This is a genomic window from Micromonospora sp. 4G55 (assembly GCF_016803375.1).
This window is the reverse complement of record NZ_JAEVHN010000127.1, coordinates 1-12,798: the sequence shown is the minus strand read 5'-3', so window position 1 is coordinate 12,798 and position 12,798 is coordinate 1. Positions and strand designations below refer to the sequence as shown.

General features: G+C 72.2%; 12 protein-coding genes and 4 pseudogenes. 11 read left to right on the top strand and 5 right to left on the bottom strand.

The window, feature by feature from the left end; all coding sequences use genetic code 11:
- Positions 1–109: 109 nt before the first annotated feature.
- Positions 110–658 (bottom strand): Uma2 family endonuclease, encoded by a 549-nt coding sequence (locus tag JNW89_RS13540; RefSeq protein WP_238449208.1) that lies wholly within the window; start codon positions 656–658, stop codon positions 110–112.
- Positions 659–945: 287 nt separating this feature from the next.
- On the opposite strand from JNW89_RS13540, the gene JNW89_RS13535 reads away from it, so the two are divergent.
- The 8 genes and pseudogenes from JNW89_RS13535 (at position 946) to JNW89_RS36720 (ending at position 6,997) form a co-directional block, all read left to right on the top strand.
- Positions 946–2,001, top strand: coding sequence for an ABC transporter ATP-binding protein (locus JNW89_RS13535; protein WP_238449207.1), 1,056 nt, complete (start codon positions 946–948; stop codon positions 1,999–2,001).
- Entirely contained in the window at positions 1,998–3,098 is a 1,101-nt protein-coding gene (locus JNW89_RS13530) for an ABC transporter ATP-binding protein (RefSeq protein ID WP_238449205.1), read from the top strand. The genes JNW89_RS13535 and JNW89_RS13530 overlap by 4 nt, the downstream gene beginning before the upstream one ends.
- Entirely contained in the window at positions 3,095–3,472 is a 378-nt protein-coding gene (locus tag JNW89_RS13525) for a hypothetical protein (RefSeq protein ID WP_238449204.1), read from the top strand. Before JNW89_RS13530 ends, JNW89_RS13525 begins: the two co-directional genes overlap by 4 nt.
- Entirely contained in the window at positions 3,442–4,104 is a 663-nt protein-coding gene (locus JNW89_RS13520; RefSeq protein WP_238449203.1) for an ABC transporter permease, read from the top strand. The genes JNW89_RS13525 and JNW89_RS13520 overlap by 31 nt, the downstream gene beginning before the upstream one ends.
- A 10-nt stretch (positions 4,105–4,114) precedes the next feature.
- Positions 4,115–5,101 carry an ABC transporter permease gene (locus tag JNW89_RS13515; protein WP_238449202.1) on the top strand — a complete coding sequence of 329 codons (987 nt, stop codon included), beginning with the start codon at positions 4,115–4,117 and terminating at the stop codon, positions 5,099–5,101.
- A gap of 28 nt (positions 5,102–5,129) precedes the next feature.
- A pseudogene (locus JNW89_RS13510) lies at positions 5,130–6,428 on the top strand (ABC transporter substrate-binding protein); the annotation flags it as partial.
- Positions 6,429–6,544: 116 nt separating this feature from the next.
- Positions 6,545–6,670: pseudogene (locus JNW89_RS36725) on the top strand (hypothetical protein); the annotation flags it as partial.
- Positions 6,671–6,862: 192 nt separating this feature from the next.
- Positions 6,863–6,997, top strand: a complete 135-nt coding sequence (locus JNW89_RS36720; RefSeq protein WP_255540776.1) for a hypothetical protein — start codon at positions 6,863–6,865, stop codon at positions 6,995–6,997.
- Positions 6,998–7,053: 56 nt separating this feature from the next.
- On the opposite strand, the pseudogene JNW89_RS13505 reads toward JNW89_RS36720, so the two are convergent.
- A pseudogene (locus tag JNW89_RS13505) lies at positions 7,054–9,194 on the bottom strand (prolyl oligopeptidase family serine peptidase).
- A gap of 87 nt (positions 9,195–9,281) precedes the next feature.
- Here JNW89_RS13505 and mshB point away from each other — a divergent pair.
- From mshB to JNW89_RS13490, 3 genes are all read left to right on the top strand, one after another.
- The gene (mshB, locus tag JNW89_RS13500; RefSeq protein ID WP_238449201.1) at positions 9,282–10,205 is read left to right on the top strand and encodes an N-acetyl-1-D-myo-inositol-2-amino-2-deoxy-alpha-D-glucopyranoside deacetylase; all 924 of its coding nucleotides are present in this window, start codon (positions 9,282–9,284) and stop codon (positions 10,203–10,205) included.
- A 17-nt stretch (positions 10,206–10,222) separates the two neighbouring features.
- Complete coding sequence (locus tag JNW89_RS13495) at positions 10,223–10,660, top strand: hypothetical protein (protein ID WP_238449206.1); 438 nt, start codon at positions 10,223–10,225, stop codon at positions 10,658–10,660.
- Between the two features lie 81 nt (positions 10,661–10,741).
- The gene (locus JNW89_RS13490) at positions 10,742–11,206 is read left to right on the top strand and encodes a hypothetical protein (RefSeq protein ID WP_238449200.1); all 465 of its coding nucleotides are present in this window, start codon (positions 10,742–10,744) and stop codon (positions 11,204–11,206) included.
- 454 nt (positions 11,207–11,660) lie between these two features.
- Here JNW89_RS13490 and JNW89_RS13485 read toward each other — a convergent pair whose 3' ends face one another.
- The 3 genes and pseudogenes from JNW89_RS13485 to JNW89_RS13475 all read right to left on the bottom strand — a co-directional run.
- A complete protein-coding gene (locus JNW89_RS13485) occupies positions 11,661–11,912 on the bottom strand; it encodes a hypothetical protein (protein WP_238449199.1) in 252 nt (83 codons plus the stop codon).
- Between the two features lie 200 nt (positions 11,913–12,112).
- A complete protein-coding gene (locus JNW89_RS13480; RefSeq protein WP_238449198.1) occupies positions 12,113–12,298 on the bottom strand; it encodes a hypothetical protein in 186 nt (61 codons plus the stop codon).
- A 107-nt stretch (positions 12,299–12,405) separates the two neighbouring features.
- Positions 12,406–12,798, bottom strand: a pseudogene (locus JNW89_RS13475) (GNAT family N-acetyltransferase); the annotation flags it as partial.

Here is a 12,798-nt window from a genome sequence, read left to right as displayed (position 1 = left end):
CCCGGGCGTCCGCGTACCGGGCGCCCGCGTCGAGGGCGGCCTGGACGGCGGCGGAGGCCGCGTCGAACTCGGTCATGCGCCCGACCCTAGGCGAGCCGGCCGACGTTCGTCAGGGGACGAGCTCCTCCGGCCGGATGGTGGCCTTCACCGGCTCGGTGAGCACGAGCACGTCCCCCGTCCTGGTCACCGACTGCTCCAGGTAGTGGCTGCCCTGCCGTCGGTAGAGGTGCAACGTGCCGGTCTCCTGCTCGACCAGGAGGTACCACTCGATGCCGGCGGCGGCGTAGTAGTGCATCTTGAGCACCTTGTCGGTGGCCGCGTTGCTCGGCGAGATGATCTCGCAGATGAGCCGGACGTCGGCCGCATCGATCATGAGCTCGTCCAGGTCGACCGGCCCGGTGATGACGAGATCGGGAATGGGGATCCGGCCCGGCCGAAGCCGGACGTTCACCGCTTCCAGGAGTTCCAGCCCGGCGGTCTCGGCCGCGGCTTCGAGGATGTTGCCCAGCTTGCGCGAGATGCGCTGATGGCGTGGAGTGGGGGCTGGAGTCACGTGGAGGCTCCCGTCGAAGAGTTCGACGCGTTGCTGCGTCTCGCCGAGGGCGAGGTACTCCTCTTCGGTCCACGGGCCGTCGTGTTCGAACACCGCCGCGGTCATCGTCACCTCCACCTCTCTGGCGCCGAATCCTTCCGTGACTGCCACGACCATCGTCGCACCTGACGTGCGAGCGTGGGCCGACGACATCGAGTTGCGGCGGTGGATGTCCTGGTGAGGGCTGTTCACGCCCGATGCCGACTCGTTACGCTGTGGGCCGCTGACAGCTCCGCCGCTTGTAGCTTATTTTCACCCTCGAAGCTTTGTTGTAGGTTCTCTACAACCTGAGGGAGGCGGTCGTGGACAGTCCGGAACCCGTGCCGTCCGGGCAGTCGGCGGACCGCCCGGGCGTGCCGGAGCAGCGCGCCGTCGAGGCGCCCCACCTGCGGGTCGACGACCTGCGGGTCAGTTTCGCCACCACCGACGGCGTGGTCCGGGCCGTGGACGGGATCTCCTTCGACGTGGCGCGCGGGCGCACGCTCGGCATCGTCGGTGAGTCCGGCTCGGGCAAGAGCGTCACCTCGCTGGCCATCCTGGGCCTGCACGACGCCAAGCGGACCACCATCACCGGGGAGATCACCCTCGGCGGTCGTCAACTGGTCGGCCTCGGCGACGAGGAGGTGCGCCGGCTGCGCGGCCGGGACATGGCGATGATCTTCCAGGACCCGCTGTCGGCCCTGCACCCCTACTACACGGTGGGCCGGCAGATCGCCGAGGCGTACCGGGTGCACCACCCGAGGGCGGGTCGGCGGGAGGCGCGTACCCGGGCGGTCGACATGCTCGGCCGGGTCGGCATCCCCCAGCCGGCGCGCCGCTTCGACCAGTACCCGCACGAGTTCTCCGGCGGCATGCGGCAGCGGGCGATGATCGCGATGGCGCTGGTCAACGACCCGGACCTGCTGATCGCCGACGAGCCGACCACCGCCCTCGACGTGACCGTGCAGGCGCAGATCCTGGACCTGCTCACCGACCTGCAGGCCGAGTTCCACTCGGCGATCATCCTGATCACCCACGACCTGGGCGTGGTCTCCCAGGTCGCCGACGACGTGCTGGTCATGTACGGGGGTCGGGCGGTCGAGCGGGGCACGGTCGAGCAGGTGCTGCGGCGCCCGCAGCACCCGTACACCTGGGGGTTGCTGTCGAGCGTGCCCTCGCTGCACGGCGACGCGGACGCGGACCTGGTGCCGATCCCCGGCACGCCGCCCTCGCTGATCAACCTGCCGTCGGGTTGCGCGTTCCACCCGCGCTGCCGGTACGCCGGCCGCAACGGTGACCGCTCGCGCACCCAGGTGCCCGAGCTGGGCCCGGCGGGCGAGGCCGGCCACCTGGTCGCCTGCCACCTGTCGGCGCAGGAGCGCACCCGGCTCTACCAGGAGGACGTGGCACAGGTGGGGGTGGCCCGATGAGTGAGACCGAACCGCTGCTGCGGGTACGCGGGCTGACCAAGCACTTCCCGGTGCGCACCGGACTGCGCAGCCGAGGGCTGGTGCGGGCGGTCGACGGGTTGGACTTCGACGTGCGGCCGGGGGAGACCCTCGGTCTGGTCGGGGAGTCCGGCTGCGGCAAGACCACCACCGGCCGGATGCTGGTGCGGCTGCTGGAGCCCAGCGCCGGGACCATCGAGTTCGCCGGCCGGGACATCACCCACGCCCGGCGGCGGGAGCTGCGGCCGCTGCGGCAGGACCTCCAGATCATCTTCCAGGACCCGTACGCCTCGCTGAACCCCCGGCACACCGTGGGCCGGATCGTGGCGATGCCGTTGCAGGTCAACGGCATCGACCCGCCCGGCGGGGTGCGCAAGCGGGTGCAGGAGCTGCTGGAGCTGGTCGGGCTGAACCCGGAGCACTACAACCGCTACCCGCACGAGTTCTCCGGCGGGCAGCGGCAGCGCATCGGCATCGCCCGGGCGTTGGCGCTGCGGCCGAAGCTGATCGTCGCCGACGAGCCGGTCTCCGCGCTGGACGTCTCGATCCAGGCGCAGGTGATCAACCTGCTCCGGGACCTGCAACGTGACCTCGACCTGGCGTTCGTGTTCATCGCCCACGACCTGGCCGTGGTGCGGCACTTCTGCCAGCGGGTCGCCGTCATGTACCTCGGCCGGATCGTCGAGATCGGCGACCGGGCCGACATCTACGAACGGCCGCAGCATCCGTACACCCGGGCTCTGCTGTCGGCGATCCCGGACGTGACGGCGCTCGGCCCGGCCGGGCGGATCCGGCTGGCCGGCGACGTCCCGACGCCGCTGGACCCGCCCTCGGGCTGCCGGTTCCGGACCCGGTGCTGGAAGGCGCAGGACATCTGCGCCACCGAGGAACCGGCCCTGGTGCCGCGGGACGGCGGCCGGCAGGCCACCGCCTGCCACTTCCCCGAAGGCGGCCCGGTGGCCGCCGCCGGCCCGGTGGTCCACGTGCGGCCGGCGGAGTCGGTGGAGTCGACGGCTCCGGCCGGGTCAACGCCCCCGGCCGGGTCGGTGGGCGCGAGCGGCGAGGAGGTGGCGAAGTGAGTCTGTCCCCGGTCGAGGGCGTGGCGCTGGCCGAGATCGAGTCCGGCGGCGACGGCGACGCGCCGCGGAGCGGAGGCGTCGTCGGCCGGTCGCCCGGGCAGCTCGCCCTGGCCCGGCTGCGTCGGGACCGGACCGCCCGGGTCAGTGCCGCCCTGCTGGTCTTCTTCGTGGTGGTCGCGCTGATCGCCCCGCTGTTGTCCATGGTGTACGGCGTCGGCCCCGGCGAGGACTTCAAGGACAAGCTGGACCGGTGCTGCGGGATGCCGCTGGGCTACCTGGGCGGCATCTCCGGCGAGCACTGGTTCGGGCTGGAGCCCGGCACGGCCGGGACATCTTCATCCGGATGGTGTACGGGCTGCGGACCTCCCTGCTGATCGCCTTCTCGGCAGCGGTGCTCAGCACCGCCCTCGGCGTGACGCTCGGTGTCGTCGCCGGCTACCTGGGCGGCTGGGTCGACGCGGTGATCACCTGGATCACCGACCTGGTGCTGGCCATGCCGTTCCTGATCATCGCGCTCGCCCTGATGCCGACGCTGGTGCTGCGCTTCTACGGCGAGCGCGACGCGGTGCCCGAGGCGTTCGGCGTGGCGATGCTGATCGCGATCTTCGCGGTCTTCGGCTGGACCAGCACCGCCCGGCTGGTCCGCGGGCAGGTGATCGCGCTGCGCGAGCGGGAGTTCGTGGAGGCGGCCCGGGCCAGCGGCGCCGGCTTGGGGCACATGCTCTTCCGGCAGCTGCTGCCGAACATCTGGGCGCCGATCCTGGTGGCCTTCTCGCTGGCGGTGCCGCAGTTCATCACCAGCGAGGCGGCGCTGGCCTTCATCGGGGTCGGCCTGACCGACGAGACGCCGAGCTTCGGCCGGATGATCTACCGGAGCCTGGACTACCTCCAGACCGACCCGGCGTACGTCTTCTTCCCCGGCGTCACGATCTTCGCGCTGGTGCTGGCCTTCAACCTCTTCGGGGACGCGCTGCGCGACGCGCTCGACCCGAAGTCGTCGCGGTAGGGGTGCCGACATGGCCCGTTTCCTGATCAAGCGGATCTTCTCCGCCGCCCTCACCCTCTTCGTGGTGAGCGTGCTGACCTTCCTGATGTTCTTCGCGCTGCCCCGCGACCCGGTCAACGGCATGTGCCCGAAGAACTGCAACCCGGAGCGGCTGGAGCGGGTCCGCCAGGAGCTGGGGCTGCGTGACCCGCTCGTCACCCAGTACGCCGGCTACATGAAGGGCATCTTCACCGGCCGGGACCTGGGCAGCGCCCAGGGCGGTCGGTGTGACGCCCCCTGCCTGGGCTGGTCCTACGTGGCCAACGAGGCGGTCTCCGACACCATCGCCCGGGTGCTGCCGGTGACGCTGAGCATCGTGATCCCGGCGGCGATCCTCTGGTTGCTGCTCGGGGTGGGTCTCGGCATGATCTCCGCGCTGCGCCGGGGTACCTGGGTGGACCGGGCCGCGATCGGCTTCTCGCTGACCGGCGCCTCGTTGCAGCTCTACTTCGTCGGCGCGGTACTGCTGCTGGTCTTCGTCTACACGACGCGGCTGCTGCCGGTGCCCGGCTACACGTCGATCCTCGACAACCCGCTGAAGTGGGCGAGTGGGCTGGTGCTCGCCTGGGTCGCGCTGGCCTTCCTCTTCTCCGCCATCTACGCCCGGCTGTCCCGGGCCCAGATGCTGGAGACGCTGTCGGAGGACTTCGTGCGGACCGCGCGGGCCAAGGGCCTGGCCAAACCCCAGGTGTACGGGCGGCACGCGCTGCGCGCGGCGATCACCCCGGTGGTCACCATCGCCGGGCTGGACGTCGGCGGGGCGCTGGGCGGCACGGTGATCACCGAGCTGACCTTCGGCCTGACCGGGCTGGGGCGTACCGCCGTGGACGCGGTCAAGGGCGGTGACCTGCCCACCATCATGGCCACCGTGCTGATCTCGGCCTTCTTCGTGGTGGTCGCCAACCTGGTGGTGGACCTGCTCTACGCCGCGATCGACCCGCGGGTGCGGCTGGGCTGAGCCGTCGCGGGTCGGGAGCGGACACCCGATGTACGCGTCGTTGAAATTTAGCGACAACTGTTACACAAACCGAAGGTTTTCTTCTTTACGATCCTCGGGACGTCGGCGGGTCCCCGCCCGGCGCCCGCAGAGCACACGGTGGAGGAGGTACGACATGCGACCACGGGTGGCGGCAGCCGCATCCGGCGCTATCGCACTGGTTGTGGCGTTGGGCGCGTGCACGAAGAACACGGACGACGGCCCGGTGGTGGACAACAACCGGCAGCAGACCGGGGTGATCGCGACCGACCCGAAGGACTCCCAGGGGCCGGCGGCCGAGGTCGAGGGGGCCCAGAAGGGCGGCACCTTCAGCATCATCCGGGAGACGCCGATCTCCCACCTGGACCCGCAGCGGACGTACTCGTTCGCCGGCCTGATGGCCAACCCGCTCTTCGCCCGCTACCTGACCACGTGGAAGGACGACGGCAAGGGCGGCCTGGTGCTCGTCGGTGACCTGGCCGAGACGCCCGGCATCAACGTCAACAACGACTGCAAGGTCTGGGAATTCAAGATCAAGGACGGGGTGAAGTTCGAGGACGGCAGCGCGATCACCGCCAAGGAGATCGCGTACGGCATCGCCCGCTCCTTCGACCCGGACCTGCCCGGTGGCCCGACCTACATCCAGGAGTGGCTGGCCGACAGCCCGCAGTTCGACACCAAGTGGGACTTCAAGAAGAACAAGACCGGGCTGCCCCCGGGCCTGACCACGCCGGACGCGAAGACGCTGCGCTTCGAGTTCGCCAAGCCCCGCTGCGACCTGCCGTTCGCCGTCTCGCTGCCGACCACCGCGCCGCTCAAGCCGGAGCTGGACACCGGCGTCAACCTCGACCAGAAGCCGTTCTCGTCGGGGCCGTACAAGGTCGCCAAGCACCAGGTCGGCGTGCAGCTGACCCTGGACCGCAACCCGAACTGGGACCCGAAGACGGACCCGGTGCGGCACCAGTACCCGGACCAGTTCGTCTGGACGTTCGGCCCGACCGCCGACGCCGCGAACAACCGGGTGATCGCGGACAACGGCGCGGACCAGAGCGCGCTCGCGTGGAACTTCGTGCCCGCCTCGCTGGTGGCCAAGGTCGCCGGTGACGCCAACCTGAAGTCGCGGACCATCCTCTCCCCGACGCCGAGCGCCAACCAGCTGGTCATCAACACCCAGCGGGTCACCGACCTCAAGGTCCGGCAGGCGCTCAACTACGCCATCGACCGTGACGGCCTGATCAAGACCATCGGTGGCTCCACCGTGGCGGCCCCGCTGACCACGCTGATGCCGCCGGCGACGATCGGCTACAAGGCGTACGACGCGTACCCGGCGGGCGCCAGCGGCGACATCGACAAGGCCAAGGAGCTGCTCGGCGGCCAGACCCCGCAGCTCGTCCTCGGCGCTCCGACGACTCGGAGGAGCAGGAGATGGCCACCCAGATCAAGAGCAACCTGGAGAAGGCCGGCTTCAAGATCACGATCCGGAACATCCCGGACGACGCCAAGCTCGACGAGATCAAGAAGAAGAACAACCCCTGGGACCTGTACATCGGCAACTGGGCGGCGGACTGGCCGAGCGGGGCGTCCATCCTGCCGGTGCTCTACGACGGCCGGTCGATCAAGGCCGAGGGCAACAGCAACCAGTCCTACTTCAACGACCCGGCCATCAACGCCGAGTTCGACCGGATCCTGGCCATGCCCCCGGCCGACCAGGGCCCGGAGTGGGGCAAGCTCGATGAGCGGATCATGAAGGAGCACGCCCCGGTGGTGCCGCTCTACGTCGACGTGGCCTACGTCGTGCACGGCTCCAAGGCCGGCGGGGTCTTCATCTCCAGCGTCTTCGGCTACCCGGCCTTCGTCAACGCGTACGTCAAGCAGTAACTCGCGGTAGGGACGGGCCCCGGTCGACAACGGTGTCGGCCGGGGCCTTCCGCGTCTCAGAGGTGCGTACGCAGGAAGTCCAGCTCCAGCCGGAGCAGCCGCTCGGACAGCCCGTCGGCGGCCAGGTGGCTGGCCCCGGTCAGCGGCAGCACCGCGTGCGGGCGCCCGGTGGCCAGCAGCGCCGCCGACAGCCGCAGGGTGTGCGCGGCCACCACGTTGTCGTCGACCAGGCCGTGCACCAGCAGCAGCGGCCGGGCCTGCTCCGACTCGAGCAGCGGCTCGGCGGCCAGCTCCACCAGCGAGTGGTGGCCGTACACGTCGATCCCGTCGTCCGGCAGGCCCAGGTAGCGCTCGGTGTAGGCGGTGTCGTAAAGGTGCCAGTCGGTGACCGGGGCGCCGGCGATGCCGCAGCGGAACAGCTCGGGGTGCCGCAGCACGGCCAGCCCGGCCAGCCAGCCGCCGAACGACCAGCCCCGGATCGCCACCCGGTCCAGGTCCAGGTCCGGGTGCTTGCCGGCCAGCGCGGTCAGCGCGTCCACCTGGTCGGCCAGGATCACGTCGGCCAGCCGGCGGTGCACCGCCTTCTCGAACGAGGGCGCCACCCCCGGGGTGCCCCGATTGTCGACGGTCACCACCGCGAAGCCGGAGTCGGCCCACCACTGCCGTTCCAGCCAGGCCGCCCGGGCGGCCACCACCTCCTGGTGCCCCGGACCGCCGTAGATGTCCAGCAGCACGGGCAGTCGGGTGCCCTTGACGTGGTCGCTCGGGTAGAGCACGCCGGACGGCAGCCGCCGGTCGGTCACCCGGACCAGCATCGGGCGCGGGGCGTACGGCGGGGTGGCGGCCAGCGAGCGTAACTGGGCCACCTCCCGGTCGCCGCGCCAGACCGACCAGCTCGTCCCCGCGTCGTCCAGCGAGGCGGTGCCCACCACCAGCACGTCCCCGCCGACCGCGGCGGTGTGCCAGCCGGGGGTGCCGCTCATCCGACGGGCGTCCACGCCGCCGCCGATCACCGTGCGGACCCGGTACAGGTGGCGCTGGCTCGGCTCGCCCTCGCTCGCCTCGACCAGCAGGTCCGCCGGGCCACCGCCGGTGGGCAGCCGCCCCACCACCCGGCGTACGTAGAGCGAGGGCGGGGTGAGCAGGGTGCCGTCGGCGAAGAGGCAGCGGGCGTCGTACCCGTCGTGGGCCAGCTCCCCGCCGACCAGGACCCGGCCGTCCGGCAGGTGCGCCGGGGTGCCCGGGATCGGCTCCACCCAGCGCGGGTCGCCAGCTCGGCGTGCACCTGCGTCTCCCCGGTGCGCGGGTCCACGGCCAGCACCAGGCCGTGCTGCTGCGAGCGGCGCAGCACCGTGATCAGCGGCCCGCCGTCGGCCCAGCCCACCGAGGCCAGGTACGGGTAGGTTTCGCGATCCCAGTGCACGTCGACCCAGCCGTCGTCGAGGTCGAGCAGGTGCAGGCTGACCTCGGCGTTCGGCCCACCCGCCCGGGGGTACGCGACCGTGGTCGGCGGGCTCGTCGGGTCGGCCGGGTCGTGCAGGTGCCAGCGCGGCAGCCGGGACTCGTCCACCCGGGCGGCCAGCACCGACCGGCCGTCCGGCGCCCACCAGTAGCCGCGGAACCGGTCGAACTCCTCGGCCGCGACGTGCTCGGCCAACCCCCAGGTCACGCCGGAGTCCTCGCCGGCCAGCAGGGTGTCGGTGCCGTCGGACTCGACCACCCGCAGCTGGCCCCGGCGGACCCCCTCGGCGGCGTCGGTGACGTACGCCAGCCGCTCGCCGGTCGGGTCCGGCCGCGGGTCGATCACCGGCCCGACGGTCTCCACCTCGACCACGTCGCCGTGCACCAGGTCGGCCCGGAACAGCCGCCCGGCCAGCGCGAAGACCGCCACCCGGCCGGCGCGTCGAGGGCGTACGAGCCGATGCCGGCGCTGCTGAGCCGCAGCCGTTCGCGCAGCGCCCGCTCGCCGGGGGGCGAGCGCGCCCGGTTCGGTGTCGGCGCCGAGCAGCGCGGCCGGGTCGGCGATCAGCCGCTCCTCGCCGCTGGCGACGTCGAGCGACCAGAGTTGCTCGGCCGGGTCCTCGGGGCCACCCGAGCGGAGGAAGACCACCCGGGAGCCGTCGTCGGCCACGGAAACGGCGCGCGGCGCCCCGTGGCTGAACCGACGGGTGCGGGCGGCCAGCTCGGGAAAGTCCACAGCTCCAGATCGTAGGGCGGCTCGCGACGTGATGTGGCCGACCTGGGCGGACGCGTCAGGCTCGGCGGACGAGGACCGCCGGTTAGAGTGACGGACGTGACGACGCTGCCCGATCGACGCCTTCTGCTGGTTCACGCGCACCCCGACGACGAGTCGATCGGCACCGGGTCGACGATGGCCTGGTACGCCGCCAGCGGCGCCCACGTCACGCTGGTGACCTGCACTCTCGGCGAGGAGGGCGAGATCCACGTGCCGGAGCTGGCGCAGCTCGCCGCCGCCGAGGCCGACCAGCTCGGCGGCTACCGGATCGGCGAGCTGGCGGAGGCCTGTGCCGCGCTCGGCGTCACCGACCACCGCTTCCTCGGCGGCGCCGGCCGCTACCGCGACTCCGGCATGATGGGGCTCGCCACCAACGAGCACCCCCGGGCCTTCTGGCAGGCCGACCTCGACGAGGCCGCCGGGCACCTGGTGGAGATCATGCGCGAGGTCCGCCCGCAGGTCATGATCACGTACGACCCGAACGGCTTCTACGGCCACCCCGACCACATCCAGGCCCACCGGGTGGCGATGCGGGCGCACGAGCTGGCCGCCGCCGAGGGCTTCGCCCCGGCCAAGGTCTACTGGACGGCCATGCCGCGCAGCGTGCTGGAGGCCGGCCTGACCGCCTTCACCGAGGCGTCCGACAACCCCTTCGACGGCATCGACAGCGCCGACGAGCTGCCCTTCGGCACGCCCGATCCGCAGATCGCCGCGCGGATCGACGCCACCGACCAGCATGCCGCCAAGGAGGCGGCGATGCGCGCGCACGCCACCCAGATCCCGGCCACCTCGTGGCTGTACTCGATCGCCGGCAACTTCGGCGCCGAGTTCATGGGCGTGGAGTACTTCACCCTCGCGGTGGGCGAGAAGGGCCCCGGCAAGGGCCCGTACAGCTGGGAGGACGACCTCTTCGCCGGGCTGGCCGCGGACGGCACCGATCGCTCCCCGGTCGCGGTGGCCGGGCTCCGGTGAGCCTGCCCGCCGCGCCGATGACGGTGGTCGAGGAGCAGGTCACACCGCCGACCCCGGGTCGGTCCGCGCGGCTGCTCGACGTCGCCCTGCGGGTCGCCGGCGGGCTGGTCTCGGCGGTCGGCGGGGTGCTGGTGGCGCTGCTCGGGCTGCTGCTGTCCACCGTCCGGGTGGGCGGTCACCTGATCGGGGTGTCGGTGCTGGTCACCATCGGCGCGGCGATCGCGGTGAGCTGGTTCGCGTACGCCACGGTCGGCCGCAAGTGGGCGGTGGCGCTGCCGGCGTTGCCGTGGTTCGTGCTGATGGCCGTGGCGGCGGTCCGCACCACCGAGGGCGACCTGCTCGTCGCCGGCGACAACTGGGTGGGGCTGGGCATGATCACCGCCGGGGCGATGACCTTCGCGGTGATGGCGTTCCGGCAGATCCTCGGCCCGCCGCAACGACGTCACGACGGGTGATGACGCCGCACAGCCTGTGGTGGTAGACATTCCTGCCAGAAGGCTCGCCGGTGGGGCGGGCGGTACGGCGGGAGGCGTGCGATGGGGAATCGGTGGCGCGCGGTCGGCGTGCTCGCGGCGGCGCTGTTCGCGGTCAACGTCGTGGCTCGGGTGATCATCAAGCTCGGCTTCGATGGGAACGACACCGCCACGGACCGGGTCTCGCTGGGCATGTTCGTGGTGATCGGGCTGATCCTCGCCGGGGTCGTCTTCGTGCAGGGCCGTAGCCGTCCGGTGGGCGCCTGGGGCGCCGACGTCGGCGCGGCGGTGCTGGTGGCGCTGCTGCTGACCGTGCTGGTCGGGCCGCTGCTGGTCGGCAACAACCCGTTCGGCGGGGGCGCCGGGCTGTTCTTCGCCCAGATCTGGCTCTATCTGCTGGCCGCCGGGGCCGGCGTGGCGGTCGGCTACCTGGTGCTCACCGCGCTCGGTCTCGACCACCGCTCGCAGCAGCTCAAGCGGTACGCCGAGATCAAGTCGGCCAAGCCGCGTCGCGTCGTCCGCCGCTGAGGCGCCGAGTTCCTCCGGTCCCGATCGGCCGGGCGTCGTCCCGGCGGGTCGCGGCGTCGTGGCAACGTCGGTGTGAGCGATATACCTGAGAGGCATATTTATGACTCTCAGGTTTATCGCTCGTGTGGGTGTCCGTCCTCCGGCCGGCTCTGGTGCGGGAGGTCGCGCTGTCTCTTCCGGCGCATCCGTGGTTCGCCGACGAGGCGCGCCTCGAGCCGGAACGGCCCCGATCGGGTCGGGCCCGCCGGTGGCGGCCCCCGACCCGGTGCTGCTGCTCGCCTAGCTGGCGGGGGAGGAGGCCCGGTCCCTGCCGTCCGTTCCCGGCAGCGGCGGGGTCGCCACCGTGGTGCGGTCCTTGGCGGTGAGCACGGTGCCCTCCGGGTGACCACCTCGTCGACCGGCTCCAGCTCCGGCGGGACCATCGAGGTGAGCACCCGGCCTGCGTTCTCCATGCTCAGCGCGGCCCCGAACCGGTCTGCCGGGCGTGGGTCCGGACCGGCTGCCCACCCGTCGTGATCCCGGCGTCGTCGTCGCCGGCCCAGGGCTGCGGGACGCGGGCATTCGGGCGCGTGGCCACCGGCGTCGTCGACTCGGACACCGCTTCCTCCAGCTCCGCCGCCCGCCGCTCGACCTCCTCGACCTCCATCGCCAGCGGCGTCACGTCCGCCAGTTCCGCCGCTCGCCGCTCCACCTCTGCCAGCTCCACCTCCGGCGACTCCGACTGCGGGCGACGCGGACCGGAGCGGTCGGAGGTGGCCGACCTGCCGCCGCTCGCCGAGCCTCCGGAGCCAGCGCGCCCGGAATCCGAGCCGGCCGAGCGCCCGGAGCCCGAGCCGGCCGAGCGCCCGGAGCCCGAGCCGCCGGTGCCCGAGCCGGTGGTCTTCCGCCCCTCGCGGAGCGCCTTGATCAGGGCGTCGACGAGTCGGCGGTGCCGGTGATGCCGCGTCGGCGCAGTCGGTCGCGGAGTTGGTCGACCTTGAGGCGGGCGATGTCGCTCTCGTTGATGTCGCGGGTGTTCGGGGTCTGGTTGCCGGGGACGTTCTTCGTCGCCGTCGAGGCGCTGCCGCGTCCCGATCCGCTGCGCGTGGCCATCGAGCAGGTCCTTCCTGGTCCGGGGTCGAAGGAGGCGTCGCGACGTGCGTCGTGCCGCGTCCAGTTCTTCCGGTACCCCGAACGACCTGCGGGAACCTTCCCTCTGCTCAGTCCGGGGCGACCCGGGTCAGGTAGGTGTGGTGGGTGGTGAAGCCGAGTCCCCGGTAGAGCGTCACCGCGGCGGTGTTGCGCTGCTCCACCTGGAGGAAGGCGTGCGTCGCCCCCTCCGCCACGCCCCAGTCGACCAGGGCCCGGACCACCCGGCCGGCCAGCCCGCGCCGCCGGGCCTCGGGCACCACCTCGATCAGGCTGAGCCCGAGCCAGCGTCCCCGCCCGGTGACGGTGCCCCCGACCGATCGCGACCAGCGTGCCGTCGGCGTACACGTGGGCGAAGCGGACCCGGTCCACGGCGGTGAGCACGTGCCGGGCGGCGTCCGGGAGGCCGCCCTTGCGGCCGGCGGCGATCGCGAGCCAGTCGTCCGACGGCGCGGCGGCCAGCT

Bases quoted from the DNA above. Each gene is read 5' to 3' on its own strand.
- JNW89_RS13540 (WP_238449208.1), bottom strand. From the start codon at position 658: ATGACCGCGGCGGTGTTCGAACACGACGGCCCGTGGACCGAAGAGGAG.
- JNW89_RS13530 (WP_238449205.1), top strand. From the start codon at position 1,998: ATGAGTGAGACCGAACCGCTGCTGCGGGTACGCGGGCTGACCAAGCAC.
- JNW89_RS13520 (WP_238449203.1), top strand. From the start codon at position 3,442: ATGGTGTACGGGCTGCGGACCTCCCTGCTGATCGCCTTCTCGGCAGCG.
- JNW89_RS13515 (WP_238449202.1), top strand. From the start codon at position 4,115: ATGGCCCGTTTCCTGATCAAGCGGATCTTCTCCGCCGCCCTCACCCTC.
- JNW89_RS36720 (WP_255540776.1), top strand. From the start codon at position 6,863: ATGAAGGAGCACGCCCCGGTGGTGCCGCTCTACGTCGACGTGGCCTAC.
- JNW89_RS13495 (WP_238449206.1), top strand. From the start codon at position 10,223: ATGACGGTGGTCGAGGAGCAGGTCACACCGCCGACCCCGGGTCGGTCC.
- JNW89_RS13490 (WP_238449200.1), top strand. From the start codon at position 10,742: ATGGGGAATCGGTGGCGCGCGGTCGGCGTGCTCGCGGCGGCGCTGTTC.
- JNW89_RS13480 (WP_238449198.1), bottom strand. From the start codon at position 12,298: ATGGCCACGCGCAGCGGATCGGGACGCGGCAGCGCCTCGACGGCGACG.